Origin of the sequence: Streptomyces sp. NBC_00726 (assembly GCF_045161735.1) — a bacterium.
GTDB lineage: Bacteria > Actinomycetota > Actinomycetes > Streptomycetales > Streptomycetaceae > Streptomyces.
The window spans coordinates 2,539,030-2,565,489 of record NZ_CP108983.1 but is presented as its reverse complement, the minus strand read 5'-3'; the positions used below and the strand labels follow the sequence as shown (position 1 = coordinate 2,565,489).

Sequence of the window (26,460 nt, the reverse complement as noted above, 5' to 3'; positions counted from 1 at the left end):
CCGCTCAGCCTTTGGCTGGGCGGGATTTCGTCGTTTCGGCTTGTCGGCCCCAGCGCTCCGCGGCGGTGATCAGGATTCCGAGGAGCACCGCCAGATCGGCCGCGCCTTCCGCGTCGTTGGCCCAGCGGGTGGTTTGCAGTGGGTGCAGCTGGTCGAGGGGGACGCCTTCGCGGGCCAGGACGAAGGCCAACGCCAGGACGGCCGCGCGTGCGTTGCCGTCCGTGAACGGATGGAAGAAGAGGGTGTCCAGGTAGGCCCGGGCGGCACGGGACGGGAGGGGCGGATCGGGTTGGGCGCTCTCGGACAGGCAGTGTTCGAATTGTGCCGGGGTATCGGGCGCCAGCCCGTAGCGCTCCCGTCCGCCCTTCGCGAAGGCCGGCGTCGTGCGGAAACCGGCCAGGTCGCGGCCCAGCACAGCCCGCTGCCATTTCGCCATGAGGGCGAAGGTCAGCGGTCTGCCCTGCTCGGCGTCGACGAAGGCCGTCTCAAGGGCGTTCAGGACTCGTGAGGTTCCCTCGCTGTCACGTCCGCCTCGCGTCACGAGGAAGAAGTTCCGGAAACCGTCGCGGGCCGGCGCCGCCGATGTGAGGCGGGCGCCGCGCCAGGACGGCCAGGGGATCTCGGGGCGGATGAGCAGCCAGTCGGCAAGGCCGTCCTTGGGCCGGCCGGGCCCGGGGGTCATCCGAGGCCGCCCACGCCTCCGGCGAACCGCGAACTCACCGCGTCGACCACCAGAACGTCCGGTGCGGTCCAGCTGTCGAACCGGCCGCCGACCGCGTTCTCGACGGTCTTCTCGGCCCGGCCCTCGTCGATGCCGTTGCGGGCGAGAAACCAGCGGAGGACTTGCAGGCAGTGCTCGTACCAGCCGCTCTCGGCCTGTGTGCGGTCGGCGACCACGGTGACCAGGCGCGTGCACGCCCGCTCCCAGTACCAGGGGTCCGTCGAGGGGGTCGCGGTGTTCTCCGGTGGGGACAGGGCGGCGAATCGCTCTGCCAGGTCCTCCAGCCAGTCACGCCATTCCCGAAGGGCCTCAACGACCAATGGGGCAGTCGCATCCGGGGTCGTCATGGAATGGGATTCACAGCACCAGACACCGACGACGCCTCCGTCGAAGTCACCCTCGCCGACCGACCAGTTCCATCCGCAGGCCCATCGGCCGTACCGCCCCACCAGGAGCTCGGTGACGAGATCCAGCGAACGCCAGCGATCCTCGCGAGCGGCTTCAGTGCTGGGCAGCAGGGGTGCCACAAGGTCCGCCAAATCCTCCGCCGCGGTGTCGTCCATCTCGAACGGATGCCGGGCCGGATCCACGTCTGCCCACGTCAGAGCGCGTGGCAACAGTTCACTCACCGTCCCACTCTGCCTTGCGTGGTCGCCTTGACTCCACTCGATATCGAGTGGCTGTTTCCTCAGGTGAACGACGCCGATGCCTGGGCCTTGAGAAGGCCCTCCACTCCGTTGAGGAAGGTCTCGGACACCAGCTCCGGGTCGAAGAGGCAGCCGGCCGCCATCGCGCCGTCGCGCAGCATGACGAAGTGGCGGGCCGCGCGGGCGGCGGGTTCCTCGCGGATCGTGCGCAGGAGGCCGGTGAGCGTGTCCAGGAACCACTGACGGTGCGTGAGGACGGCCTGGTGGACCGGGTCCGCGGGGTCGGGGTACTCGGCGACGGCGTTGAGGAAGGCGCAGCCCCGGAAGCCGGGGGACTGGATGGAGTGGGCGATGGCCGCGCCGATGGCGCGCAGCGTGTCGGGTGCGGGGAGCCCGGCGGCGACGGCCGCTTCGGTCTGGCCGCGCAGGGCGCGGTCCGCCTCGGTCAGGTAGGCGAGGACCAGGGTCTCCTTGCTGGGGAAGTGGCGGTAGAAGGTCGCCCGTGTCACCTGGGCTTCCTTGACGATGCGGTCCACGCCGACGGAGTGGATGCCTTCCGCGTAGAACACCCGGGTCGCCGTGCTGAGGAGCCGGTCCCGGGCTTCTGACGGGCGGCCTTCGGATTCGTTGTGCGCCATGACGCCAGCCTACTTCGACGCTAGGGAGAACGTTCGGTCTTGACAGAGCGATGCGACCTTGCCAGTCTGGTGAACAGAACGTTCGTTCTTGTGTGACGTGGCGGTCCGCCGCGCCCCGTACTCCCGTCGAAAGGTTCGTCATGAGCACTGTCGCCGCCCCGTCGGACATCACGCACACGGCTTCCGCACTGCGGCGGCTGTACTTCGTCCGCGCCGCGTTCGCCATCCTCTGGGCCCTCGTGATGTTCGCGACGGCCGACGAGATCAGCCCGGTCGTGGCCGCGCTGCTCGTGCTCTATCCGCTGTTCGACGTGGGCGCCGCCGTCGTGGATGCCAACGCGTCCCGGGCCACCCGCCCGCCGGTGCTGCTCCACGTCAACATGGCGGTCAGCCTCGCCGCGGCGGCCGGGGTCGGGATCGCCGCCGCCTCCGGGATTCCCGCGGTGCTGCGGGTGTGGGGGGCGTGGGCGGTCGTCGCGGGCGTGGTGCAGCTGATCGTGGCCGTTCCGCGGCGCCGGATGGGCGGCCAGTGGCCGATGATCCTCAGCGGCGGCATCTCGGTCCTGGCCGGGGCGTCGTTCGTCGGGTCGGCGGGCGCCGACGACCCCACCCTCACCAGCGCGATCGGCTACGCCGTTCCCGGCGGCGTCTTCTTCCTCGTCTCGGCCCTGCGCCTGGGGCGCTCCGGCAAGGAGGGCCCGCGCGAGCGGGTCACGTCGTCGTCGTGACGGTTCGCCCCGACCGGGTGAGGCTCGGTGGCACGTTCTGACATCTCCCGGTTCCGGCCAGCGGCGCCGGGCCCGGAGGATTTCTACCGGGAGACCGAGGAGCGCGGGGTCTTCTTCACCGCGTTCACGCTGGGGCGCGGATCTGGTCGATCTTGACGACCTGATCGGTTACAGCTGGGCGAACGTGGAACTCGAACTCGCGAAATACCGAAGGCCGTCCGGGGCGGTCGCGATCTGGATGGCCGACGCGCGCGCAGGTCGGGGCAGTCGGCGAGACGGGTCATGGTGGTCTCCCCAGGGAAATCGGTACGGGGGAAAGGGCCGTTATCATCGCCGGATGATCGAGGACGGGGCGAGCGACCAGGGCAGCGTGACCACGGTCCGGAGGGTCGGCGACACCATCCGCCGGCCCGTGGGGGAGTGGACGCCGGCGGTGCACGCACTGCTGGGGCACCTGGAAACGGCCGGCTTCGACCGGGCTCCCCGTGCGCTCGGCGTGGACGGCGGGGAAGAGGTGCTGTCCCTGCTCCATGGGGACCCCGCCCTCAAACCGTGGCCCCCCTGTCTGCGCTCCGCGGACGGACTGGTGGAACTCGGGCACTGGCTTCGCGACTATCACGGGGCCGTGCGTGACTTCCGGCCCGCGCCGGACGCCCGCTGGCGGGGGTACGACGGGGAATGCCAGTCGGGCATGGTGATCCGGCACGGCGACCTGGGCCCGTGGAACTCCATCTGGGACGGCGACCGCCTGACCGGATTCATCGACTGGGATTTCGCGGCTCCCGGACACGCCGTCGACGACCTGGCCCAACTCGCCTGGTACGCCGTGCCGTTGCGCCCCGCCGCCGCCGGCCGGGAGCCCGATGCCGAGGCGCGTACCCGACTCGCGGTGCTCTGTTCCGCCTACGGGGAGCGGCCGGCGGCGGTGCTGGACGCCCTGGCGGAGCTCCAGGCACGCGAGGCCGGGCGCATCCGGCGGCTGGGTGCGCGGGGAATCGAACCGTGGGCCGGATTCCTGGCCCGGGGCGACGCGGACGAGATGCGCGAGGAGGGCGACTGGCTCCGGGCGAACCGCGGGGCGCTGCTCGGCGGGGAGTGAGCGGGCGGCTCGTGGCTCATCGGCCGGAGCCTTCGAGCGTTGCGGGGTGTTCCGGGGCGGCCGGGGCGGCCGGCGGCTCGGCCCAGAGCGTGCGGATCTGCCGGGGCGGTCGGCTGCCATACGGCCCGTCCCGGGGTCTCCCCGTCCCCGGGGGCATCACCGGAGTGAAGCCGGTCCTCCTGAGGCGTACGGGTCAGCCGCCGCCCGGCCCGTCGCCCCGGCCGGGTGGCCAGGCGAGGGCCAGGAGGGCCGCGTCGTCGTAGGTGTCGGCGCAGCTGTAGTCCTGGGCGTCGTCGAGCAGCCAGGTGAGCAGGTGTTGCGGGGCGACGGGCGGGGAATGGGCGCGCTGGTAGGCCGTCAGGCGGTCGGCGAGCGGGTAGAAGGCCCCGGTCTCGTTGCGGGTCTCCGCGATGCCGTCGGTGTACAGCAGGACCGTGTCGCCGGGGCGCAGAAACGTTCCGGTGGGCCGGGGGCCGTCCGCGTCCGCGGGGGCGCTCGTGAGGGCGCGCAGCCCCAGGGGGAGGCCGGTGCCGGCCGGGAGTTCCCGGACCGCGCCGTCGCGCAGTACGAGGGCGGGCGGGTGGCCGCAGGAGTACGCCTCCGTGCGGCCGTCGGGCGCGATCTGGATCAGGAGGGCGGTGACGAACGCCTCGTCGTCGCGCAGGAAGCGGTTCAGGCCGGCGTCGAGGCGCCCGGCCAGGCGGCCCAGCGTCTCTTCCTCGTACGCCGCCTCGTGAAACGAGCCGAGGACGGCCGATGCGGTGGACACGGCGTCGAGCCCTTTCCCCCGTACGTCCCCGATAAGCGCGCGCACACCGAAATCGCTGTCCGCCACGGCGTAGAGGTCGCCCCCGATGCGCGCGTACTGCGCGGCGGCCAGATAGCTCGCGGCGGTACGGAAATGGCCCAGGGTCTCGGGCGGCGGGCGCAGCACAGCCCGCTGCACGGTCTCGGCGACGGACACCACCTTCCGCAGCCGGGCGGACTCCCGCTCGCCGCGCCGGACCACGAAGCAGCTCAGCGCGGCGATGACGCAGATCACCACGGTGGTGCCGATCACGGAGCCGATCCGCTGCGGCTCGGCGGGCAGGAGCAGCCAGCGGATTCCCGCCGCCACCACCGCCGAACCGATGATCACCGGCGGCCCGAACCCGAACGAGATGACGGCGGGCACCGCGACCAGCACCGCGGCGATGTGCGCGGAGGGCGGGGTGCTCAGTTGCAGCACCACCACCAGGACGCACAGGACGAGTGCGGTGCCCAGCACCGCCGCCTTGGGACCCCGGCCCGTCGCGGCCGGCTCCTCCCCGTCCCGCCCGTCACCGTCCGCCACGGACGCTCCTCTCACCGCGCCCGGCACGCATCCGCGACGCCTCCCTTGCCTGTGCTCACGTGACACAGCCATTGTTGGGCAGCCCGGGACATCCCGCTCGCGGACGGGCGGGGCGGCGAGTGGCGGGCGGAGGCCCGGCGGGACTTGCTCACATTGCGAAAGGGAATGTTTATGTCCCTGCCCATGGGGTAGCGTGCAAAATTTTCTCGGCGACGTTCCTCTCATTTAGCTGTACCTGGTTTCCGGGTTTACCTTCACGTAAGCGGGCAGAGGTGTTATGTTATCCAGCGAAGATCCCGCGAATGCAAAACCCGTCACCCGGGACGGGTTTTGTGTCATGCATTCCATATTTTTCTACGCAAAGGGTCAGCTGGATATGCGCAATGCTCAGAACATACGGGTTCGCTTTGCTGTGCTGCTCGCCACCGTCCCGGCGCTCATGCTGCCGGCGGCGACCGCCGCGACCGCCGCGACCGGCCCGGGAACCGTGACGAACGCCGGAACCATCACCGCGTGCCCGACTACGTGCCTCCAAGGAATTCGTGCCGCGACGCACACGGGATATGACCGCCTCGTGTTCGATCTCACCAACGAGACGCAATACACGACATGGACGAACACGACGGGTGAGTACACTCCGATGAGCGGGAAAACCGAGCACCTCGACGCCGTCGGTGATTCCTATCTTTTCGTCAGGATGGAGCCGGCTAACCTGAGCGCGGGTTACGAGGACCCGGCTGTTCAGGAAATGGGACTGCCTACGATCAAGGGCGCCCAGCTGACGAGCTACCACGCGGGCATCTCCGAGTTCGGGATTTCGCTCGGTCCCTCCACTGGCTACAACATCTTCACTCTGACCCAGCCCGACCGTCTGGTCGTGGACGTTTACCGGTAGAAAGAGCCGCCGTACGTCGATGGCCCGGCCGCGCACACGGCCGGGCCATCGACGTACGGGTGTTTCGCGGGCGGGCTGGACGCCCCTCGCGTTCAGCGAAGGGATGCGGTCACGCCGGAAGCGACGTCCAGCGTCTTCTCCGCCTTCTGCCGCGCGCCACTGAGCGACGCCTGGTTCTTCTTGATCAGCTGTCGCTGGATGGCCGACTCCTGATCGAACCAGATCTTGATCAGATCGGTCTCCTGCTTGCATTCGACGTCCGCGACGGCAATCGCGATTTCCTTGTCCGTCGGAGTCTGGCTCTGCACTCCCACCAGCTTGTCAGTGTCCCAGACAGTGGGCGCGTCGTAGCCCCGGTCCTTCATGCACCCGGACCACGCGGCCATGGCCTTCTCAACGGCGGGTTCCTTCTGCGACTGGAGGAAGCTCTCGCTGCTCAGCTCTTCGACCACATGTGGCTCCAGCGTTCCGACCTTGCGGTTGACCTCACCGGTGCAGCCGCCTTCGGGGAGTGCGTTCCCCTTGAACGACATGACTTTCTCGGACCCGTCCGTACCCCGCAGAACGGTTGCGGCCCCGGCAGCCTCCTGCTCGGGCGGGGGCGTGCTCTCGGTTCCCGTGCTCGGAACGTGGTATCCGTACTCCTTGGCCTCGGCGAGGATGCTCAAGCCGTAGCGCCGAGGCATGTTTGAGGCATTGTCCGACACCGGCGGCGATACCCCGAGATCCTCGGTGCGCCAGTCCGTGAAGCCGTATCGGCGCATGCACGCGGTCTCCGCGGCGTCCCGCGCCTCCTGGACGGCGATTTCGTCCGCGTAGGAGGTCATGAACTCTTCGAGGGGCAGAGCGAGCCCCTTGGCGAGTCCCCGCGAGGGAACCTTCTCCGGCCATTTCTCATGGAAGACGCGAGGTCCTGGGGATTCCGGACTGGTAGCCGAAACGTTCTTTGTGTCGATCGTGCTGCTGCCATTGACCGACTGTCCGCAGCCGGCGACCAGCGCTGACAGGCAGAGGGCCGCGGCACTGGCCTGGAGGGAGCGTCGCAAGTTCATCACAGCCTCTTACTGCTGGCGTTGTTGTTCTTCAGCGCGGCCACGAGATTGTCGTTGGCTCCGGACTCGATGGTCTGGGACGTGCCCATCAGGTTGCTGTTGTAGTAGACGCGGTGCGACCGGGTGTCACCGTTCGATGCACCGGCCGCATTGTTCTTTACGCTCCACCCCGAACCCGGATCGGTTCCCCGGCAGACACTTCCGTTCGGCAGGCTGCTGAACCCGTATCCCTCATTGAACATGTAACGCACCTGCTGCATCCCCGAGGATGTGAGATAGTCGTAGCCCAAGTGTGAATTCTCTGTCCTGTTCGTGATGAAGCAGGCGCTGGAGAAGATGCCGATCTTCTGTCTGGAGTTGAAGAAGATCGCAAAGCACCGGGTGGACGAACTGCATTCATCATCGGTGTAGGTCGTGTAGGCGTTCGCGGGTGAAGCGGCTACCAATAGAGTTCCCACCGCTGCGGCGGCGCTTACGAGGCAACCGGCTATGCGTGTTCTCTTCATGCTGACCCCTTTCTCTTCGAGTGCGTGGAACTTTTCACTGTCAGTCAGCTATTCGATGCTCCGTCGGGCATGCTTCAGCCTAGGGCCTTAGCCGTCAAGTCCGTTTCAGAAAAAGTGAGTTGACGTATTTGCGTCAACGGCCCTCGATGGTCTTTACTTCCGGCCGGTCGGGTGATTGTCTCCGTTGGTCTACTTGCAGATGCATCGTTTTTGAAGCCTGGGTTGGGTCCGACCCGGGCTGTGGGCTCCGGCGGGCATCGGCTGGGTCCCGGTTCCAGGTGCTCCTACTCATGCACCGATCCGGGCGTTCGGCGGAGGGTGGGGGGTGTGAATACCGAGATGAACGTGCCCTGGACGCATCGAGGCCGGCGCCCGGTCCACCAGGTGGGAGGGGTCCTGCTGGCTCTTGTGCTGGTCGGGTCGACCGCGGGGTGCTCCGACGGAGGCGGGCCTTCGGAGAAGGAGTTGAGGAAGGAGGCCCGGTCGTCGGTGGCGTCCGCACGCCGTTCGGCCGAGGAGCGCAGAGTCCAGGAGCTGGTGGCGGGCCTGACCGCTGTCGACGGACTGGTGCACCTTCGCACCCGGTTCCTCGATCGCTGCGTCACTCCCGCGGATGGCGATCTGTTGGAGCCTGCGGATCCACATGCCCTCGAATGCGGCATTCAGGCCACCGTCCACTTCGGCGTCAGCGGGAACATCACCGATGTGCTGCCCCGTATCCGGGCGGCACACATCGCCTCCTGGGGCCCTCAGACCGAGACGGGGCAGGACGTGCCGGGTGCGGGCGGCACGGTGGCCTACGCGCTCCGCTACCACCGTGACCGCGGGAAGTACCCCGACGGCACGCTGATGCCCGGCCCCAGGCTTGAGTCCCCGGGGCTTCGGATCGACTGGGACCGGCCCGGTATGCCACTCCCGTACGAGGTTGAGAAGCCCGCGCCGTGCCCTTCGGGCGGGACCGGCCGGATCTATCAGCGATGCGAGGTCGTCCCCGCTGCCCACATGAGCCTGACAGCGGCGCGGGCGCGCTACGGAACCGTCCTGGTCTTCGATGTTCTGGGCCCGGATTCCGGCGACGTCTACTTCACCGTGGACCGCTCGCGGTGAATTGTCACGTTTACATCAAAGAGAGGAATTGTCATGCGGGTGCCCAGACGGGCCCATGCCGCCATGGCCGCCTGTGCTGCGACGGCCATTGTGGCCACCGTCGTGCAGACCCTGCCGGCCTCGGCGGACACACAGCCGAAGCCACCTGACAAGCGGTCCACCTCAAGGGTTCCGCCGGTCAAGGTCGAGGAACCGGGCAAGAAGCTCGGCCAGGGCTGGAACACGACGAAGGACAGGGCCTTCACCTCGGCGGCCGACACCAAGGGCTTACAGATCCTTGTCGCCGATTCGAGCAAGGCGTACGAGTGGAAGACGGCGGCCATCCTGGCCGAGCCCGGTGTGCCGGCGGACAGCTGGATCGGTAACGAGTGCGTGATGGACGCCGACCATGTCGCCGCTGTATACGCGCCGCGCACTTTCACCAACAAGCCCGACCTGATGCAGGGCGGTGCGTTCGCCGCCATCGTCAACACCACCACCGGCAAGGTCGTCAAGCTGGCCTTCACCGCGTCGCTCGCCTACTTCGACCCCTCGTGCAACACGGTCACGCACACGGCCGCGTTCACGGCGTTCCGGGACATGAACGACCCGGGCAAGACCCGGACGCGCGTGGTTACCGTCGACACATCGGGGAAGACCACGGCTTCGTACGCGACTTCGGGAGAGGTCACCAGCGCGGTTCCCGTGCGGGGCGGCGTCGTCGCCGGGCGCGGCAACCAGCTGGTACGGATCGGCCAGGGTGGCAGGGTGACCCCCCTGGTCACCGGCGACACCACCCCCTTCGACATCCGCCCGACAGCCCGGGGGAACGTCGCCTACGTCGAACGGTCCGGAAAGGACACCGCACGCGCCAAGCTGTTCCGGGGCAGCGGCAAGCCCTCCGTGCTGGCGGTTGGGAAGCTGGGCGACATCGACCTGCGCCAGGGTGGCCGGGGACGGGTCTTCCTCACCGGGAAGCCCAGCAGCCGGCCGGACCCGGCCGCCGATGTCACCCGGCTCGACGTCCCGGCCGACACGGACGTGTCCACCCTGGGGCGGCTGGCCGTCAATCCTGTGATCACCCCCGGCGTCCGCCACGGACTGGCCCGGATCAAGGACGCCGGCAAGGGATTCGACGCGGCCGAGGCCACCGCGACCGTTACCCCGCAGCAGACGGCGGGCGCCCCGGACACGGTCGATCCGGCCGAGCCGGTCACCGTCACCTCCACCGCCGCCGCCACCGGGAAGGCGATCGAGCAGACCGTCCCGGACTCGGGCTCCGGCATGGGCAACGCGTCCCTCTCGCCCGCACTGACCTCCGGCTCGGCGCCGACGGCCAAGGCGGCTGCCGGGGTCTCGCACGATCCGGTGGACACTGATCGCTGGTGTTCCGTACCCCGGAACGACGTCAAGTCCCTGGCGCTGCAGCCCACGCCCAACCAGGTCGAGTGGGCCGTCGATATGGCCGTGCGTAACGAGCTCCGTTCGGGGCGCGTCGAGCAGGGCGACTGGCGGAACCAGCTGGGCCTCGGAACCGTGGACCCGCAAGGGCTCTTCCCTCGCCCCGATCTCATCGGCGGCGGACGCATACCGGCGAACGTGCTGCTGGGTGTGATGGCGCAGGAGTCCAACCTCTGGCAAGCGGAGCCCGGTTCCATCCCCGGTCAGATGGGGAACCCGCTCGCCTCCTACGCCGGCTTCTACGGACACAAGGGGTCCGATCCGGCCGACTACTGGAAGATCCACTGGGAGGATTCCGACTGCGGCTACGGCGTCGGCCAGGTCACCGACGGTATGCGGATCGCGGGTCACGGGAAGAAGGACGAGAAGCTCCTCGACCCCGACGTCCAGCGCGCGGTCGCTCTGGACTACACCGTGAACGTCGCCGCCTCCCTCTACATCCTCGCCGACAAGTGGAACGAGCTCCACCAGGTCGGGCAGACCGTCACCATCAACAATGACGACCCCTCTCGCGTGGAGAACTGGTTCGCCGCGCTGTGGAACTACAACCTCGGCTTCAACCCCCGCTCGGACGAGGGGAAAAACGGCAACTGGGGTCTGGGCTGGTACAACAACCCGGCCAACCCGATTTACCCGCCGGACCGTGATCCGTTCATGGACATGACGGCCGATCCGCTCAACTGGCCCTGGGACGCGGCGCACCCTCAGTACTGGCCGTACGAGGAGAAGGTGATGGGCTGGTCCGCCTGGTCCATCGACACCGGCTACTCCTACGCCACTTCCGGCCGGCAGGACTGGCCGGGGGAGTCGGGATACGCGACGGCCGGATTCCGGCCGGCCTGGTGGACGAACGACGCCGAGCGCCGCGATGTCAAGCCTCCGCTGGACACGTTCTGCAATACGCACAACGGATGCGACGCGGCCAACCCTCCGGACTGCCCCGACGCCGACTGCTACACGCAGTACTGGTGGCACGAGCCGAATGCGACCTGGAAGGCCAAGTGTCTCACCTGCGGCCACGAGAACATCAAATACGAATCCCTGGTCTCCGAACCAGGGCGCGGCACCCGTCTGAAGAACGGAGAGCCGCGCTGCGACAACCAGGGTCTGCCGTTGACAGCCCTTGTCGTCGAATCGTTCCCCGGAAATACTAATAGCTATGGGCCGTGTGGAGAGACGGCCAAGAACTGGGGCCACTTCTCCTTCGACTTCCAACCGGACGCGGACGGCCGCTACGAGGCGAAATCCGACCTGTATCAGATCGGTGGTGGCAACGAAGGGCACTTCTGGTATGCCCACACGCGCAATGCCGCTCACCTCGGTGGCGCGAACGGGCCGATGACGATCAAGGGAACGTGGACGCTGGACGACAGCCTCACGTGGGCGCGTGTCATGGTTCATCTGCCGGATACGGGTGCCCATACAAGGCAGGCTTCCTACCAGGTCGGCGGCTCTGACAGTCAGAGTCCCAAGAGAGTCGTGGTGCAGCGTTCCAACCGATGGGTGAGCCTCGGAGCGTTCCACTTCACGGGAACACCGACGGTCACACTGACGAATGCGACCGAGGACGGGACCGCGGACGAGGATGTGGCCTGGGATGCGGTCGCCTTCCAGCCGCTTCAGGGTAAACCGAGCGTCGTTGAAGTTGCCATGGGCGACTCGTATTCCTCGGGTGAAGGAGCCTCGGAAAACGGCGGCGACGACTACTTCGCGGAGACGGACTACGCCGGAAGCGGTGATTCGACGGACAAGTGCCATCGCTCGAAGTACGCCTGGTCCCGGCGAGCGGTTCTTCCCGGCGAGACCTCGACGACGGCGGATCTTGAGGAATCCTGGTGGTCAGGTCTCGACTACCACTTCATCGCCTGCTCCGGTGCCCGTCACTACAGCATCCTCAATCGTTCCCAAAGTGGTGAACTACCGCAGATCGAACAGGGATACCTGGACCAGAACACCACCCTGGTACCGATTTCGGTCGGCGGCAACGACATGGGATTCTCCGATATCTTCAATGCGTGCCTCACATCCCTGGACGGCGCGTGCATGGGGGAAACCATTGACGCGCGCAACCCGGACACCGGGGACAAGACGGGTGTCGCGACGCCTCCTCTGGAGGACTGGGCGCCGGTCTGGGCACATGAGACGGTGCGCCCCCGGCTCGTGAAGACACTGGCCGCGATTCACGCCGCGGCACCGAACGCGAAGATCGTGCTCATGGGCTATCCAAGGCTTCTGGAACACATCGGTTCGTGCCTCATGGGCCTGAGTATGGAAGAAGCGAACTGGATCAACGGGGTAGCCGACATGCTCGCCGACGAAATGCGGGGGGCGGTCGCCGACGCCGGGACGTACGCGGTCTTCTCCGACCCGCGGGACGAATTCGACGGAGAGGCGATCTGCGGTGATCCCGAAACGATTAACGGCCTCGTCATGACGGGCCGCTCGAAGGCGGACAAAGACCCGCCGGAGCCGTCGATGAAGTCGATGCACCCGAAGGTCTCGGGAACCGTCCACTACGCGAAGGCATTCGAGGAAACCCTCGCCGGTTAGCACGCGTTGCCGAAAAACCCTCCGGGGGCGTTCCACTTTGTGGTACGCCCCCGGAGGGCTATGCGGTGCGGGCCTTCGGAAGCTATCCGCAGGCGACCTTGTTGATGGCAGCGCCCGCCTGGTGGTTGTCGTCCGGCGAATTTTCCCACATGGTGCCGGAGATGCAGTGGCCATTCGTGTGCGTCAGAGTGACGGGGCCGGCGTAGGACGTGAACCGTCCCTCGTCCTCCTTCAGCCCGGAGCTCACGCCGGACAACTGGATCGAGATGTGCATGAAGTGCCGAGTGCCTGCCCACTTCTTCGCCACCAGGACAGCGCAGTTGGTGCCGCCGTTGGCTGAGGAGTAGTAGAGATAGGCCGTGGACAAGACTCCACTCTCCCCCATGAGGTTCTTCGAGTAAACCACCGATCCGGAACAGCCGTACCCGCTGGCTGAGGCGCTGGGGGCCAAGGCCAAATTGATGCCACCTATTACCGCCACGGCAGCCGCGACGGACACGATGCCTTGCCGCACACGCTTGGTGCGCGGCCGAAGGTCGGTTCGCATGCAGTTATCTCCTTCAGGATTTTCTGATGGTTGGGAGATTTCGTGGAACGGGGTGGGGTGAAGTCAATTATGGGAGTGCGGGCGGTCCGTCTTCCTTTTCTTTGGCTCGAAAACGCCTGGTGCGGCGGCTCAGTCATGAGGAAATCGGAGTCTGAAAGGGTGCAGGTTTCCGAAAAGCGGCTGGTTCTCGCCTTGACGGGATTCGGCAGGGGTTGTTCAGGTACGCCGGCACCGCCAGTACGCGGCGGTTCGTCGAGCCGTCGTCCGTGATGCCCAGAGGACCGGGTCCATGGCCGTGCCGCCGGCCGCGACCCGTTCCAGCGCGTCGATGAACTGGTCCGCGTCGAACGCTCTCCTTCAGGAAGTAGCCGACGCCGCCCGACCCGTCGGCCGGCAACTCGCGGGCGTACAGCTGCTCCACGTACTGGGACAGGATCAGGACGGGCAGCCCCGGCGTCTCGGCGCGGTCGTCGCGGTGGCCGCCACCGGTCACACGGTGAACACCTTCATGTGGGTTCGCGCGGTCCTGCTGCCGGTGATCCGGGTGGCGTTCCTCACCCGGATCACGGCCCTGAGGGCGGCGTTTGCGAAGGCGGGCTGACGGGAACGGTGACGGGTCTCAGGCGCGCTTACGGGCCAGCCGGTAGACGCCGTACGTGATGCCGAGGATGAGGTCCACCGCCACCCACAGGCCGATGAGGAGTCCCACTCCGATCACAGTGCCGGCGTCACCGGCGTCCTGGCAGGTCTTGAGGGCGTCGCCCACCATTCCCTTGCAGGACGCGTGGTCGTTGCTGCCGGCGCCTGAGATCACCCCGGCCAGGAACAGCGCCTGCACCGCCAGGAACACCCAGAGGAAGATCCGGTGGTGCTTTCGGGCGGGGCCGGAAGCCGGCGGCGGTACCTCGCCGGGAGGACCCCAGGCAGGGGTGGGTCCGGTAGTCATCGTCAGACGCCTCCTCGGGCACGGCCCCCGAGGGTGTGGCTAACAGCCAACGCTACGCTCCCGCGGATCGGTCCGCTCGTCCGCGGTTGAGTGGCCCGGGCGCGGGGAAGCGGCCTGAGTGGGCGTCAGAGCCCGCCGTTCCCCCGCAGCGGCTTCGCGAAGCAGCGGCTGCTTTCGTACGTGCGGTAGTGGCCGAACTTCTCGCACGGGGTGTAGCCGCTGGAGAGGTACAGGGCGATGGCCTCCGGCTGGCGGTCGCCGGTCTCCAGGACCATGCGGGTGCGGCCCGCGGCGCGGGCGTCGGCCTCCAGGGCGGCCAGGATGCGGCGGGCGAGGCCCAGGCCGCGGCCCTCCGGTATGACGTACATCCGCTTCAGCTCGGCGTCGCCGTCCGAGTAGCCCTCGTCGTTGCGCTCCTGGGAGCGCCAGCCGCCCGTGGCGACCGGCTGGTCCGACGCGTCGTACGCGATCAGGTACAGGCCGTGGGGCGGGTCGAACATCGTGGCGTCCAGCGGTGTGGCATCGCCCCCATCGCCGTAGCGCTCGACGTATTCGAGCTGCACGAGATCGTTGAGTTTGACGGCGTCGGGGTGGTCGAAGGCCCGGATGTGGATATTCATGCGAAGTATCGTACATGTATGCGGCGTCATTGGTCGGTATCGTGCCGGAATGCTCACTGTGACCTCCGTGAATGTAAACGGACTCCGCGCCGCCGCCAAGAAGGGCTTCGTCGAGTGGCTGGCGCAGACCGACGCCGACGTGATCTGCCTCCAGGAGGTGCGCGCCGAGCCCGAGCAGCTGCCCGCTGACGTACGCGACCCCGAGGGCTGGCACACCGTCCACGCGCCGGCCGCCGCCAAGGGCCGGGCCGGGGTCTCCCTCTACTCGCGGCGCGCTCCCGAGCGTGTGCAGATCGGTTTCGGCGGGTACGGGCACGCCGGGTGCGAGGAGTTCGACACGAGCGGGCGGTACGTCGAGATCGACCTGCCCGGCGTCACCGTCGCCAGCCTCTACCTGCCCTCCGGCGAGGTCGGCACCGAGCGGCAGGACGAGAAGGAGCGCTTCATGGCCGCCTTCCTGCCCTACCTCGTCGGCCTGAAGGCGCGCGCCGCCGCCGAGGGCCGTGAGGTCGTCGTCTGCGGCGACTGGAACATCGCCCACCAGGAGGCCGACCTCAAGAACTGGCGCGCCAACCGCAAGAGCTCCGGCTTCCTCCCCGAGGAGCGTGCCTGGCTGACCCGCGTCTTCACGGAGGCCGCGTACGTCGACGTCGTACGCGCCCTGCACCCGGACGTCGAGGGCCCGTACTCCTGGTGGTCCTACCGGGGCCGCGCCTTCGACAACGACACCGGCTGGCGCATCGACTACCAGATCACGACCCCCGGCCTCGCCGCCCGCGCCGTGAAGGCATGGGTCGAACGGGCCGCCACACACGGCGAACGGTGGAGCGACCATGCGCCGGTGACGGTGGTGTACGAGCAGTAGGGGCGGGGTAGGGCGAGGGCGCCGCGCCCTACTCGGTGTGGGTCAGTACGTCGTCCCAGACGTTGCCGCCGTCCGCCCAGGTCCAGAGCCACTGCCTCAACGACGATGCCGCGTACCGCAGTCCGTCGTGGGGGCTCTGGCCCCGGTCCGGCTCCCAGCCGTCGGCGTCCCAGAGCAGGACCGGGTGGCCGACGGCGGTGAGCGAGACGTACCACTCCATGGTGCAGCCGCCGGCCGTCAGGTAGAGCCACGAGGCCGGCGCCCCCCGCTCCGTCCGTCCGGCGTGGAGGGTCGTCGCGCAGGGCCAGTCCGGGACCGGCCAGTTCGGAACGCGTCGTGGCGTCAGCGAGGCGAGGCCGCCTTCCGGGCCGAATCCGCCGTCGCCCACCTCGGTGTAGACGCGCCGGAGCAGTTCCGGCAAGGGGTGCCCGAGTGCGCGTTCGGTGAGGTTCACTTCCGTCCCCGTGAGGGGCGGGAAGGGCCGATCGGGAAGACAGCGGGCAGCGGGGCGCGCATTCCGCGTACCCCACGCGAGGGCCCGCAGCCGCTCCAGAAGCGCGTCGTCGTCCACGGCGGTGCGGTGCGCGGCATCGGTCACGAGCGGGGACTGTAGTACGTCCCCGCCGCCATGAGCATGCACAGTGCGGCCCACCACGGTGGGCCGCTGAAGGGGGCGTACAGCGCGGTGCCGAGCGATGTGGTCAGGAACTGGGTGGTGAGCAGGGCGCCCGCCGTCGCGCCGGAGTGGCGGGGGTGATGTCCGTCGGCCCGGCAACCTACCCGGGCTCCTCCGGCTCAGGCTTCCGCCGCAGCCGCCGGTCCAGCGCCATCGACAGCTCCGCGTCCACCACCGCCCGCGCCAGGGGCCGCAGTTGCGGAGGCTCCGGGTCCGTGTCCACGCCGTACTCCTGGAGCACCGATACGAAGAGGTCCGCCAGGGCCTCCGCGTGGCGGCGGACCTGGCGGCCGGTCGACAGCACCGCGGAGAGCGGCACCCCTTCCCGTACCAGCTCGGCCGAAACGTCCAGCAGGCGGCGGCTGATGTGGACGATCTCCGAGCCGTCCGTCCCCAGGTAGCCCAGCTCCATCGCCAGCGCCAGGTTCTCCGGCGTGGACTCGCCCTCGAAGTAGTCCGCCAGCTGCTCGGGCGTCAGGCGGACCGGGGTCTCCTCGGACGGTTCGCCCAGGCCCAGCACCTCCGCGACATCGCGGCCGCTCTCGAACGTACGGGCGAGATCGGCGATGCCGGTGAGGGTGTGGCCGCGTTCCAGGAGGCCCGTGATCGTGCGCAGGCGGGCCAGGTGGTGGTCGTCGTACCAGGCGATGCGGCCCTCGCGGCGGGGCGGCGAGATCAGGCCGCGCTCACGGTAGAAGCGCACGGTCCGCACAGGGATGCCGGCCTCCTTGGCCAGCTCCTCCATGCGGTACTCGCGGTGCTCGGGTCCTTCTGCCACCCCCGCACCCTATCCGCCTCCCCGGCGGCGAAAACGCGTGCGAGCCGCAAGTTGTACCGCCGGTAACTTTCCTTCGTCCGCCCCCTACCCATCGGTACTCCGCTGCTCTACCCTCCCAACCATGCCAGTGATTGCTGGCAGAGTCGTGTGACGTACCGCGGGAGGCGGCAGCATGGCCCAGCACGAGCATGTACGCGTGGCGGTGATCGGCAGCGGATTCGGGGGCCTCGGCGCCGCGGTCCGGCTGCGCCGCGAAGGCATCACCGATTTCGTGATCCTGGAGCGCGCCGGTTCCGTCGGCGGCACCTGGCGCGACAACAGCTACCCCGGCTGCGCCTGCGACGTACCGTCCCACCTGTACTCCTTCTCGTTCGCCCCCAACCCCGAGTGGCCGCGCACCTTCTCCGGGCAGGAGCACATCCGCGCCTACCTGGAGCACGTCGCCGACACCTTCGGGCTCCGCGCCCATCTGCGCCTCGATCACGAGGTGAAGCAGATGCGCTGGGACAACGACGAGCTGCACTGGGTCATCGACAGCGCGAACGGCAACACGATCGTCGCGGATGTCGTCGTCTCCGCGACCGGGCCGCTGTCCGACCCGAAGATGCCCGACATCCCGGGGCTCGCCGACTTCCCCGGCAAGGTCTTCCACTCCGCCCGCTGGGACCACGACGCCGACCTCACCGGCAAGCGCGTCGCGATGATCGGCACCGGCGCCTCCGCCATCCAGATCGTGCCCGCGATCCAGCCCAAGGTCGGCAGGCTGACGCTCTTCCAGCGCACCCCGCCCTGGGTCATGCCCCGCATGGACCGGAAGATCAGCGGCCTGGAGCGCAAGCTCCACCGCACCCTGCCCGCCACCGGCACCGCCCGTCGCGGACTCCTCTGGGGCATCCGGGAATTGCAGGTCAGCGCCTTCACCAAGCACCCCGACCAGCTCGGCCTGGTCGAGCGGATAGCCAAGTCCAACATGGCCCGCGCCATCAAGGACCCCGCCCTGCGCGCCAAGCTGACCCCCTCGTACCGCATCGGCTGCAAGCGCATTCTGCTGTCGAGCACGTACTACCCCGCCCTCGCCCGGCCCAATGTCGATGTCGTCGCCTCCGGCCTCGCCGAGATCCGCGGCAACACGGTCGTCGCGTCGGACGGTACGGAGGCCGAGGTCGACGCGATCATCTTCGGCACCGGCTTCCACGTCACCGACATGCCGATCGCCGAACGCGTCGTCGGCGCCGACGGGATCACGCTCACCGAGTCCTGGAAGGACGGCATGCAGGCGCTGCGCGGCGCCAGCGCGGCCGGCTTCCCCAACTGGATGACGATCATCGGCCCCAACACCGGGCTCGGGAACTCCTCGATGATCCTCATGATCGAGTCCCAGCTGAACTACATGGCCGACTATCTGCGCCAGCTGGACCTCCTCGGCGGCAAGGCGGCGCTCGATGCCCGCCCTTCCGCCGTCAACACCTGGAACCGCCGCGTCCAGGAGCGCATGAAGCGCACCGTCTGGAACACCGGCGGCTGCAACAGCTGGTACCTGGACGCGAACGGCCGCAACACCACCGTCTGGCCCGGCACCACCTCCGAGTTCCGCAAGGCCACCCGGACTGTCGACCTGTCCGAATACCAGGTCCTGCGCCCGTCCGTCCCCGCCCAGCGCACGTCCGGCGGCACCGTCTCCGGCGGCACCGTCTCCGAGGAGGCCGTCCGATGAGCCGCCCCCTGCCCGTCGCTGGCCGCCGCCCCGTGGCCGCCCGCGAACTCCTCGCCGTTTCGGCCGACGGCTCCCGGGTACACGTCGAGATCCACGGCCAGGAGGGCGCGCCCGCCGTCGTCCTTTCCCACGGCTGGACCTGCAACACCAGCTTCTGGGACGCGCAGATACGCGACCTGGCCGTCGACCACCGCGTCATCGCCTACGACCAGCGCGGCCACGGCACTTCGCCCGCCGCCGCCCCCGGCGGCTACAGCACCGAAGCCCTCGCCGACGACCTCGAAGCGGTCCTCGCCGCGACCCTCGCCCCCGGCGAGAAGGCCGTCATCGCCGGGCACTCCATGGGCGGCATGACCATCATGTCCGCCTCCCGCCGCCCCAAGCTGCGCGAGCACGCCGCCGCCGTCCTGCTGTGCAGCACCGGCAGCTCCCGGCTGCTCGCCGAGTCGCTGGTCGTGCCGATGCGCGCCGGAGCCGTACGCACCCGCCTCACCCGCGCGGTCCTCGGCGCGCGCGCCCCGCTCGGACCGGTCACGCCCGTCTCCCGGCGGATACTGAAGTACGGGACGATGGGCGCCGGTTCGGCCCCGGACCGGGTCGACACCTGCGCCCGCATCGTGCACGCCTGCCCCCGCATACCCCGGGTCGCATGGGGGAACGTCCTCGCGGAGCTCGACCTGGACGAGGGTGTACGGGAGCTGCGGGTGCCCACCGCGATCATCGCGGGTACGGAGGACCGGCTCACCCCGCCCGTCCACGCCCGCGCCATCGCGGCGGCCCTGCCCGACTGCCTCGGCCTCACCGAGCTGACGGGCATGGGGCACATGACACCCGTCGAGGCGCCGGAGCTCGTCACGGCGAAAATACGGGAACTGGTGACCGCCCACCTTGCGTCCGGACCGGACCGGGACGCGCGGGGTACTACAGACATCGAGGGCAAGGAGGAGGTCGCATGAGCGGCACGGGAAGTCTCGAAGGACAGGTCGTCGTCGTCACCGGCGCGGCGCGCGGCGTCGGCGAACTACTCGCCCGCAAGCTCTCCGCCCGGGGTGCGATCCTCGCCCTCGTCGGCCTCGAACCCGACGAGCTGAAAAAGGTTTCGGCCCGCCTCCACGGTGAAAGCGACCACTGGCACGCCGACGTCACCGACCACGAGGCGATGGCCCGGGTCGCGAAGGACGTGAAGGCGCGCTTCGGCAAGGTCGACATCGTCGTCGCCAACGCGGGTGTCGCCACCGGCGGCCCCCTGGTCGACTCCGACCCCGTCGCCTGGCGCCGCGTCATCGAGGTCAACCTCATCGGCGGCGCGGTGACGGCGCGCGCGTTCCTGCCCGTGCTGATGGAGAGCCGGGGCTACTTCCTCCAGATCGCGTCCCTCGCCGCGATGACCCCGGCCCCCATGATGAGCGCCTACTGCGCCTCCAAGTCGGGCGTCGAGGCGTTCGCCCACAGCCTGCGCGCCGAAGTCGGCTACAAGGGCGTGAAGGTCGGCGTCGGCTACCTCTCCTGGACCGACACCGACATGGTGCGCGGCGCCGACGAGGACGACGTCATGCGGGACCTGCGCCAGCGCCTCCCGTGGCCCATGAACCGTACGTACCCCCTCGGCCCCGCCGTCGACCGCATCGTCGCCGGCATCGAGCGCCGCTCCGCCCACGTCTACGCCCAGTGGTGGCTGCGCGGCATGCAGTCCGTACGCGGCTGCCTGCCGACCGTCATCGGCATCGGCGGCCAGCGCGAGATGCGCCGGGTCGCCTCCCGCACGGACGGCATGAGCAAGGGCCTCGTAGGCGCCGGAGGCGCCGCTGACCAGCAGGAACGCGCCTCGCGTACGGAGCGTGATTGATCGACATGCGGCGCGTGGCGGCCCGTGTGAATCTGGTCGAGGCCCCACCGGGGCCGACCCCCACGCACCACATAGGAGTGAACAGCATGGGCATCGCCGACCAGTTCAAGGACAAGGCCAAGGACCTCGCGGGCCAGGCGCAGGACCAGGCGCAGGACCGTCAGCGCCAGGGCCAGGGCCGCGACCGCGCCAAGGACGCCGGCCAGCAGGGCCGCGACCGCGCGAAGGACGCCGCCCAGCGCGCCCAGGACGAGGCCGGCGAGCGCTTCGACCGGTAACGGCCGTGCGGTGACGCCGAGGGGCGCACCCGGATTCATCCGGGTGCGCCCCTTCCGGCTGCCCGGGGGCCGCCCGGCGGGGCCCCGACGGCCGCCCTCGCCTCAACCTCGGCCGGAGACGGCCGGTCACCCTGCGAACCCCTCGCGGGTCACCCTGTATTGCCCTCGCGGGCCTGGAATCCCGCTCCACCGGCCATGTATCCATGAAGAGTCGCCATTCTCAGTTGCTGTGGAGCGGGCCTTGAGTGATCACGAGAATCTGAAGAAGTCCACCGGCCCCCACCGGGCACCGGCCGCGCAGCAGACGGGGGCGCCGCAGGCGCGGCACGAGGGGCTGCGGGCCCTCCAGGCCATGCACGGGAACGCCGCCGTCGTCCAGATGCTCCGAGAGGCCGGCCACCCTTGGGCCCAGCCGCCGCCCGAGCGGCACCGACACGGTCCGGGCTGCGGCCACCAGGCCGCTGGGCAGGCCGGGGCCACTGGCACGGCGCCTGTGCAGCGGTCCACCGTTCACGAGGTGCTCCGAGCCCCCGGCAGGACGATGGACGACGCGACCCGCACCGACATGGAAGCCCGGCTGGGCGCGGACTTCTCGGACGTGCGCATCCACGACGGCTCCGCTGCCGCGGCCTCGGCGGCCGAGGTCGGTGCCCGCGCCTACACGTCCGGCAACCATGTCGTCATCGGCGCGGGCGGCGCCGACAGGCACACCCTCGCCCACGAGTTGACCCACGTCATCCAGCAACGCCGGGGGCCCGTCGCCGGCACGGACAACGGCAGCGGACTCAGGGTCTCCGACCCGGCGGACCGCTTCGAGCGCGAGGCGGAAGCCAACGCGAAGCGCGCCCTTGCCGGGACGCCTCCGGTCCACGCCCCCGAAAACATGCCGTCGACGTCCGCGCAGGACGCGTCCCCGGTGCACGGCCGGCCCCACCTGCAACGAGCCAAGACGAAGGAAGTGCCGGCCGCGGCGACAAAGCGGTCCATGGGCAAGATGACGTCGGACTGGACGCAGACGCCCTATGCCGGGGGGAAATGGCCCGACACCGTCGAGAACAGCGCCAAGCGCCGTATGGAGACCGATGAGCAGGCTCTGCGCCACGTTGCGCGGCAGTTCTTCAACAGCGGAAGGGCCTACATCGAGGACGACGGGAACCAGGAGACCCAGGTCATGTGGGTCGGCGGCGGGATTCTTGTCGCCTGCAACGACAACAACACCGCTGCCAAGATCCTGAGCACCCTCGTGGCGAGAACGCTCGCCGATGTCATGCGGGACTCGCACGGGTCGGGTGGCGACGCAAGAGCCCAGAGGTCGGCGGACTATATGACCAACCTCGGTGAGGGGAACGGCAAGGACGGCTCGGTCAACGCCTTCATGGCCACTGCCATGGCCGTGCAGGACGGCGTACTGGCGGCTCAGACGGCGACGGAGGCCGCAGCGACGATCGGGGCCGGGCAGATGGATGGGAAGATCGTCTTCATCCGTTCCGGCTTCGAAGAACTTCACGCGGAGCAGAAGCTGGTGCTGGCCCTGCTTCAGTCCGGCTCGACCGGTGCGGCGATGATCGCCGGCAAGAAGAGGCCGTGCACCTCGTGCTTCCTCTCCTTGTCGATCGCGAAGGACAAGAAGCTTCCCCAGCTGACCTTCCAGACGAAGCCCGGCGGCTACTGGGCCACCGCGAACGCCGGACTCACGAAGATCGCCAACGCGGCAGGGGTCAAGGACGAGAAGGAGCTCGACGCGCTGATCCAGAAGTACAAGCCGGCTACTGCTCACCGCACCGGCCCGGACGGGAGCCAGCAGTACGGATCGGACTCCGAGGAGTCCGAGAAGTCCGACGTCGAGATGGCTGGGTAGGGGCCCAGGCAGTGCACCGGCCGACGCCGGATGGACCCAAGAAGAGCGCGCCCGGTCGGACCGGGCGCGCTCTGTCTGCGTGGCTGCTGCGTCAAGCGGCCTTGACGGACGCGATGAACGGCGCCCATGCGGCGGCGTTGACGACGAGCGCGGGCCCGTTGGGCCGCTTTGAGTCGCGGACGGGGACGAGCCCGGGGTGGCCGTCGGCGACTTCGAGGCAGTCCCCGCCGCTGCCGTTGCTGTAGCTGCTCTTACGCCACAGGGCGTACCCCTCCGCGACTTCGAGGCAGTTCCCGCCAGAGCCGTTGCTGTAGCTGCTCTTGCGCCAGCGGGTGGTGCTCAGATCAAGGGTGGTGCTGGCCATTCCGGAACTCCTCAGCCGCCTTCTTCAGCAGGGCGAGGGACACCTCTGGCGGCAGCGCGGCGGCCCTGAGGCGATCGTATGCGTTGCGGTACTGCTTAACGAGCCCCGGATCATCGATGGTCTGCCCGTGGTAGGCGCCCTCGGTGTAGAGCAGCGGCGGCTCGTCGTCGAAGTCCAGGATGAGCAGTGGCATCTCGCTGATGGGGCGGGTGGCCGCGTTCCACGGAAGGATCTGTAGAACGACCCGGCGGCTTTGCACCAGGGCGGCAATGTGCTCCAACTGTTCCGCCATCTCTGCCGGTTCCAGCAGCGGGCGACGGAGCACCGACTCGTCCAGGACCACCCAGTACTCGGGCTTCTTGGGGTCGGCGAACAGCTTGGCCCGCTTCTGCCGGGCGTCGATCTTGGCCTGCACCTCCTCGGGAGTGTCCAGCGGATGCGTCGCCTGGATGACGGCTCGCGCGTACGCGGGAGTCTGGAGGAGTCCAGGGATCAGATTGCCCGACCACTCGTTGATGGTCCGTGCGCGAACCTCCGCTTCCGCGATGTTCGCGAAGAACGCGGCGTGCCCCTTGCTTTGGGCCTCCTGAACGTCTTCACAACGCCGAGTGAAAAAGTCCGTGCTCAGCTTGTGGTCCACATGCGCGGCGAGGGGGCGCGGCATGCGGCGATCGCCGTGCTCGACCGCGCTGAGCATGGCGATTCCGTAGTAGCTGCCGCGCAGCAGCTTCTCCATGGTCAGGCCCGCCGCCTCCCTCTGGTACCGCAGCTCCTTCCCGTAGAACTGCGGCACTCCCGCCGAACCGTCGATCTCCTTGGCCATCGCCGACCCCCTTTCACACTTCGCTCTGTGGAGCGGAATTGGCTTCCACGGTAGAGGTCCATACGGCAGCGTGTGAGGTGTTCGTCACAGCAAGCAACCGAAAGGTGGACGGCCCTCATGGACCACGCCCCGTACGACATCGGCCCGGAGATCGACGCACTGCGCGCGGCGCTCAAGGCCAACGGCATCACGCTGCCGTCATTGGGAGTTGACCCGCTGACGCTCGCCTGGACGGGCCGGCAGCCGCTCGTCGCGCTCGGTAACTGCAACACGGAGACGGCCCGTCAGCTGGCCGAGGTGTTCCAGAGGGCGGCCGGGGGATGAACGGGCTGCCCCTGACATGGGAGTTCCTGGCCGTCCCACAGGCCGTGCCGGAGATCCGGCAGATACTGCGGGACCGGTTCGACGGCGAGGACGCGGGCGATCTCGTCCTGTGCGTCAGCGAGTTGCTGGCCAACGTGATCACCCACGTGGGGGAGCGCACGCCGGTGTCGTTACGCCTGACCGCGACGCCCTCGGGGCGCGTACGGGTATCAGTGAGCGACCCCGCAGCGGCGGTCTGGCCCGTCCTCCGCGAACCCGACCCGGAGGGCACGTCGGGCCGCGGCCTCCAACTCCTGGACGCGCTGGCCCTCCGCTGGGGCGTGGAGCAGGCCCCGTACCGCAAGACGGTCTGGTGCGAGCTGAGGGCCCCGAAACGGCGGGCGGGCCTTCGGCCTGACAGGGCAGGGGCCGCACTGTCGCCTCAACGCTGAACGCGCTGTTGACATGCTTGTGGACCGGCCGACCATGCTGGGCGAGCCGTACACCCGCCACCTCGGCGGCAAGGTGCGGGAGCTGCGCTTCACCATGGACGGTAACGCGGTACGGATCACGTACTGGCTCGCCCCCGAACGGCGCATCGTGCTGCTGACGGTCTTCCGCAAGACCAGACAGCGCGAGAGCGCCGAGGTCGAGCGGGCCCAGCGGGCTCAGAGGGACTGTGAGGCCAGTCATGGCCCCGCTGAGCACAGCTACGAGCGGACCGGTGAGGAGAGCCGATGAAACACTCCGAGTGGAGGACCCGCAGGACCAGGAAGCTCCTGGGGGAGACGGTCGAGGAGTCGTCCGCCTACACCGAAGCCGGGTATGCCTTCGCCCTCGGCCAGGCCGTTTACGACCGGCGCAAGGCACTCGGCATGTCACAGACGGAACTGGCACGTCGTGCCGAGGTGACCCAGCCGCAGATTTCCAACATCGAGGGTGGGGACTCGGTGCCGACCCTCCCGTTGCTCACCCGCCTGGCCCGGGCCCTGGACGCGTCCCTGACGATCGACCTCGACCACGACACCTCGGCCTTCACCTTCACGCCGCACGGAAGCCACGAGCCGGAAGCGGGGCGCGGAAGCGAGCGGGGATCTGCGGCATGAGGGACCGCTCCGGCGCCTGCCGGAGCTGTCGGTAGAGGCCAGGACCGTGGCGCCTTTGTAGCCCGCGACCGTGACCGGCTCCGAGGCGTCGCCGGGCTCGCGCATTCCGGCGAATTCGTGCGAATCCTCAGCCCGTGTCTGTTCCGGGACGCACCCTTGACGCGGGTCCCGGTCTGCGGGACCGTCTGCGCAACTACGCGCAACCGACTGAACGGGAGTATGTGATGACGTTACGGTTCGTCGGGATCGACCCGAACACTGGCGGCGAGGGATCACCGACGGTGTGGGTGGAAGAGGAGAGCGCGGACCTGGTCCTCCAGGGCGAGGAAGCCGATGCCCTTCTCAAGGCCCTGGTCGGTTCCACCGAGTGGGTGGCGGACCACAAGACGGGGATTCCGGCGCATGAGCGGGTGATCCGGCTTCCGTTCCGTATGGTGCCGATTCTGAGGGAGGCGTGCGATGCCGCTGAACGCGCAGCAGCTGAACACCGCGACGTTCGCTGAGCTGCTCGCCGACGCCCGCCACACGGCAGCCCACCTGGAGATGCGCGACCTGTACGCCGTCGGCGACGAGGCGGACGACTACGCCGCCTTCCTGCGTACCGGCGTCCCGAACCTCGACCCGGACCGCTCGTTCTGGCCCCAGTGGATGCCGCTCGTGAAGGACGCGGTCGCCCGCGGCGTGGTCATGCGCCGTGCGCGGATCGTCTCCGAGCCGGTCACCGACTACATCCGCTACGAGCACGCCATCACCCCGCTCAACCTCCAGGCCGGGGAGGACGTGCGCTGGCTGCCCCGCCGCGGCGCGAGCGACATCGCGCTGCCCGGTAACGACTTCTGGCTCCTGGACGGCCGGCTCGTGCAGTTCCACCACTTCACCGGCGCCGGTGACTGGGCATCGGACGGCAAGGAGCGCACCACCGACCCGGCCGCCGTCGCGCTGTGCCAAGCCGCCTTCGAGACGGTCTGGAAGCGTGCCATCCCGCACGAGAAGTACACCGTTCAGGCCCCCTGAGCAGCC

Annotated in this window: 30 protein-coding genes and 1 pseudogene; 17 read left to right on the top strand and 14 right to left on the bottom strand. The window is 68.9% G+C overall.

Annotated elements, in window-relative coordinates:
* Nucleotides 1-4 precede the first annotated feature (4 nt).
* The 3 genes from OG338_RS11355 to OG338_RS11345 are packed head-to-tail and all read right to left on the bottom strand — an operon-like array spanning nucleotide 5 to nucleotide 2,006.
* Complete coding sequence (locus tag OG338_RS11355) at nucleotides 5-682, bottom strand: Fic family protein (protein ID WP_405937206.1); 678 nt, start codon at nucleotides 680-682, stop codon at nucleotides 5-7.
* A complete protein-coding gene (locus tag OG338_RS11350; protein ID WP_405937205.1) occupies nucleotides 679-1,350 on the bottom strand; it encodes a hypothetical protein in 672 nt (223 codons plus the stop codon). The genes OG338_RS11355 and OG338_RS11350 overlap by 4 nt, the downstream gene beginning before the upstream one ends.
* A gap of 59 nt (nucleotides 1,351-1,409) precedes the next feature.
* Nucleotides 1,410-2,006 (bottom strand): TetR/AcrR family transcriptional regulator, encoded by a 597-nt coding sequence (locus OG338_RS11345; protein WP_405937204.1) that lies wholly within the window; start codon nucleotides 2,004-2,006, stop codon nucleotides 1,410-1,412.
* A 140-nt stretch (nucleotides 2,007-2,146) separates the two neighbouring features.
* Here OG338_RS11345 and OG338_RS11340 point away from each other — a divergent pair, with 140 nt between their 5' ends.
* Nucleotides 2,147-2,734 carry a hypothetical protein gene (locus OG338_RS11340; RefSeq protein ID WP_405937203.1) on the top strand — a complete coding sequence of 196 codons (588 nt, stop codon included), beginning with the start codon at nucleotides 2,147-2,149 and terminating at the stop codon, nucleotides 2,732-2,734.
* A gap of 337 nt (nucleotides 2,735-3,071) precedes the next feature.
* Nucleotides 3,072-3,833, top strand: a complete 762-nt coding sequence (locus OG338_RS11335; RefSeq protein WP_405937202.1) for a phosphotransferase — start codon at nucleotides 3,072-3,074, stop codon at nucleotides 3,831-3,833.
* Nucleotides 3,834-4,026: 193 nt separating this feature from the next.
* Here OG338_RS11335 and OG338_RS11330 read toward each other — a convergent pair whose 3' ends face one another.
* Entirely contained in the window at nucleotides 4,027-5,166 is a 1,140-nt protein-coding gene (locus tag OG338_RS11330) for a PP2C family protein-serine/threonine phosphatase (RefSeq protein WP_405937201.1), read from the bottom strand.
* A 277-nt stretch (nucleotides 5,167-5,443) separates the two neighbouring features.
* Here OG338_RS11330 and OG338_RS11325 point away from each other — a divergent pair, with 277 nt between their 5' ends.
* Complete coding sequence (locus OG338_RS11325) at nucleotides 5,444-6,061, top strand: hypothetical protein (RefSeq protein ID WP_405937200.1); 618 nt, start codon at nucleotides 5,444-5,446, stop codon at nucleotides 6,059-6,061.
* A 92-nt stretch (nucleotides 6,062-6,153) separates the two neighbouring features.
* Here OG338_RS11325 and OG338_RS11320 read toward each other — a convergent pair whose 3' ends face one another.
* Nucleotides 6,154-7,113 carry a hypothetical protein gene (locus tag OG338_RS11320; RefSeq protein WP_405937199.1) on the bottom strand — a complete coding sequence of 320 codons (960 nt, stop codon included), beginning with the start codon at nucleotides 7,111-7,113 and terminating at the stop codon, nucleotides 6,154-6,156.
* Nucleotides 7,113-7,619, bottom strand: coding sequence for a hypothetical protein (locus tag OG338_RS11315; RefSeq protein WP_405937198.1), 507 nt, complete (start codon nucleotides 7,617-7,619; stop codon nucleotides 7,113-7,115). Before OG338_RS11315 ends, OG338_RS11320 begins: the two co-directional genes overlap by 1 nt.
* Before the next feature lie 537 nt (nucleotides 7,620-8,156).
* Here OG338_RS11315 and OG338_RS11310 point away from each other — a divergent pair.
* Nucleotides 8,157-8,726, top strand: coding sequence for a hypothetical protein (locus tag OG338_RS11310; protein ID WP_405937197.1), 570 nt, complete (start codon nucleotides 8,157-8,159; stop codon nucleotides 8,724-8,726).
* A 33-nt stretch (nucleotides 8,727-8,759) separates the two neighbouring features.
* Nucleotides 8,760-12,716, top strand: a complete 3,957-nt coding sequence (locus OG338_RS11305) for an SGNH/GDSL hydrolase family protein (RefSeq protein ID WP_405937196.1) — start codon at nucleotides 8,760-8,762, stop codon at nucleotides 12,714-12,716.
* An 82-nt stretch (nucleotides 12,717-12,798) separates the two neighbouring features.
* On the opposite strand, the gene OG338_RS11300 is transcribed toward OG338_RS11305, so the two are convergent.
* From OG338_RS11300 to OG338_RS11285, 4 genes and pseudogenes are all read right to left on the bottom strand, one after another.
* A complete protein-coding gene (locus OG338_RS11300) occupies nucleotides 12,799-13,083 on the bottom strand; it encodes a hypothetical protein (protein ID WP_405937195.1) in 285 nt (94 codons plus the stop codon).
* Between the two features lie 462 nt (nucleotides 13,084-13,545).
* Nucleotides 13,546-13,729: pseudogene (locus OG338_RS11295) on the bottom strand (DNA-binding response regulator); the annotation flags it as partial.
* 153 nt (nucleotides 13,730-13,882) lie between these two features.
* Nucleotides 13,883-14,209: a hypothetical protein gene (locus OG338_RS11290; RefSeq protein WP_405937194.1), complete on the bottom strand. Its 327-nt coding sequence runs from the start codon at nucleotides 14,207-14,209 to the stop codon at nucleotides 13,883-13,885.
* Between the two features lie 125 nt (nucleotides 14,210-14,334).
* A complete protein-coding gene (locus tag OG338_RS11285; protein WP_405937193.1) occupies nucleotides 14,335-14,829 on the bottom strand; it encodes a GNAT family N-acetyltransferase in 495 nt (164 codons plus the stop codon).
* 49 nt (nucleotides 14,830-14,878) lie between these two features.
* Here OG338_RS11285 and OG338_RS11280 point away from each other — a divergent pair, with 49 nt between their 5' ends.
* Nucleotides 14,879-15,694 carry an exodeoxyribonuclease III gene (locus OG338_RS11280; protein WP_405937192.1) on the top strand — a complete coding sequence of 272 codons (816 nt, stop codon included), beginning with the start codon at nucleotides 14,879-14,881 and terminating at the stop codon, nucleotides 15,692-15,694.
* Nucleotides 15,695-15,722: 28 nt separating this feature from the next.
* On the opposite strand, the gene OG338_RS11275 is transcribed toward OG338_RS11280, so the two are convergent.
* Together OG338_RS11275 and OG338_RS11270 are read right to left on the bottom strand one after the other, a co-directional pair.
* A complete protein-coding gene (locus OG338_RS11275; protein WP_405937191.1) occupies nucleotides 15,723-16,292 on the bottom strand; it encodes a hypothetical protein in 570 nt (189 codons plus the stop codon).
* A gap of 178 nt (nucleotides 16,293-16,470) precedes the next feature.
* Nucleotides 16,471-17,115 (bottom strand): MerR family transcriptional regulator, encoded by a 645-nt coding sequence (locus OG338_RS11270; protein WP_405940388.1) that lies wholly within the window; start codon nucleotides 17,113-17,115, stop codon nucleotides 16,471-16,473.
* A gap of 205 nt (nucleotides 17,116-17,320) precedes the next feature.
* On the opposite strand from OG338_RS11270, the gene OG338_RS11265 reads away from it, so the two are divergent.
* From OG338_RS11265 to OG338_RS11245, 5 genes are all read left to right on the top strand, one after another.
* On the top strand, nucleotides 17,321-18,862 hold the full coding sequence (locus OG338_RS11265) for a flavin-containing monooxygenase (RefSeq protein WP_405937190.1): 1,542 nt from the start codon (nucleotides 17,321-17,323) through the stop codon (nucleotides 18,860-18,862).
* On the top strand, nucleotides 18,859-19,818 hold the full coding sequence (locus OG338_RS11260) for an alpha/beta fold hydrolase (RefSeq protein WP_405937189.1): 960 nt from the start codon (nucleotides 18,859-18,861) through the stop codon (nucleotides 19,816-19,818). The genes OG338_RS11265 and OG338_RS11260 overlap by 4 nt, the downstream gene beginning before the upstream one ends.
* On the top strand, nucleotides 19,815-20,708 hold the full coding sequence (locus OG338_RS11255) for an SDR family oxidoreductase (RefSeq protein ID WP_405937188.1): 894 nt from the start codon (nucleotides 19,815-19,817) through the stop codon (nucleotides 20,706-20,708). Before OG338_RS11260 ends, OG338_RS11255 begins: the two co-directional genes overlap by 4 nt.
* Before the next feature lie 86 nt (nucleotides 20,709-20,794).
* Nucleotides 20,795-20,986, top strand: a complete 192-nt coding sequence (locus OG338_RS11250) for a hypothetical protein (RefSeq protein ID WP_405937187.1) — start codon at nucleotides 20,795-20,797, stop codon at nucleotides 20,984-20,986.
* A gap of 241 nt (nucleotides 20,987-21,227) precedes the next feature.
* On the top strand, nucleotides 21,228-22,844 hold the full coding sequence (locus OG338_RS11245; protein ID WP_405937186.1) for a DUF4157 domain-containing protein: 1,617 nt from the start codon (nucleotides 21,228-21,230) through the stop codon (nucleotides 22,842-22,844).
* Nucleotides 22,845-22,935: 91 nt separating this feature from the next.
* Here OG338_RS11245 and OG338_RS11240 read toward each other — a convergent pair whose 3' ends face one another.
* Nucleotides 22,936-23,208 carry a DUF397 domain-containing protein gene (locus OG338_RS11240; RefSeq protein WP_405937185.1) on the bottom strand — a complete coding sequence of 91 codons (273 nt, stop codon included), beginning with the start codon at nucleotides 23,206-23,208 and terminating at the stop codon, nucleotides 22,936-22,938.
* Complete coding sequence (locus OG338_RS11235) at nucleotides 23,189-24,031, bottom strand: DUF5753 domain-containing protein (RefSeq protein WP_405937184.1); 843 nt, start codon at nucleotides 24,029-24,031, stop codon at nucleotides 23,189-23,191. The genes OG338_RS11240 and OG338_RS11235 overlap by 20 nt, the downstream gene beginning before the upstream one ends.
* A 117-nt stretch (nucleotides 24,032-24,148) precedes the next feature.
* Between OG338_RS11235 and OG338_RS11230 the strand changes: the two genes are divergently transcribed.
* The 6 genes from OG338_RS11230 to OG338_RS11205 all read left to right on the top strand — a co-directional run bounded on the left by OG338_RS11230 (nucleotide 24,149) and on the right by OG338_RS11205 (nucleotide 26,454).
* Nucleotides 24,149-24,355, top strand: a complete 207-nt coding sequence (locus tag OG338_RS11230; RefSeq protein ID WP_405937183.1) for a hypothetical protein — start codon at nucleotides 24,149-24,151, stop codon at nucleotides 24,353-24,355.
* On the top strand, nucleotides 24,352-24,786 hold the full coding sequence (locus tag OG338_RS11225; protein ID WP_405937182.1) for an ATP-binding protein: 435 nt from the start codon (nucleotides 24,352-24,354) through the stop codon (nucleotides 24,784-24,786). Before OG338_RS11230 ends, OG338_RS11225 begins: the two co-directional genes overlap by 4 nt.
* A complete protein-coding gene (locus tag OG338_RS11220) occupies nucleotides 24,749-25,075 on the top strand; it encodes a type II toxin-antitoxin system RelE/ParE family toxin (RefSeq protein ID WP_405940387.1) in 327 nt (108 codons plus the stop codon). Before OG338_RS11225 ends, OG338_RS11220 begins: the two co-directional genes overlap by 38 nt.
* Entirely contained in the window at nucleotides 25,072-25,440 is a 369-nt protein-coding gene (locus OG338_RS11215) for a helix-turn-helix domain-containing protein (protein WP_405937181.1), read from the top strand. Before OG338_RS11220 ends, OG338_RS11215 begins: the two co-directional genes overlap by 4 nt.
* A gap of 224 nt (nucleotides 25,441-25,664) precedes the next feature.
* Entirely contained in the window at nucleotides 25,665-25,943 is a 279-nt protein-coding gene (locus OG338_RS11210; RefSeq protein ID WP_405940386.1) for a hypothetical protein, read from the top strand.
* On the top strand, nucleotides 25,900-26,454 hold the full coding sequence (locus OG338_RS11205) for a DUF6879 family protein (RefSeq protein WP_405937180.1): 555 nt from the start codon (nucleotides 25,900-25,902) through the stop codon (nucleotides 26,452-26,454). Before OG338_RS11210 ends, OG338_RS11205 begins: the two co-directional genes overlap by 44 nt.
* Nucleotides 26,455-26,460: the final 6 nt, after the last annotated feature.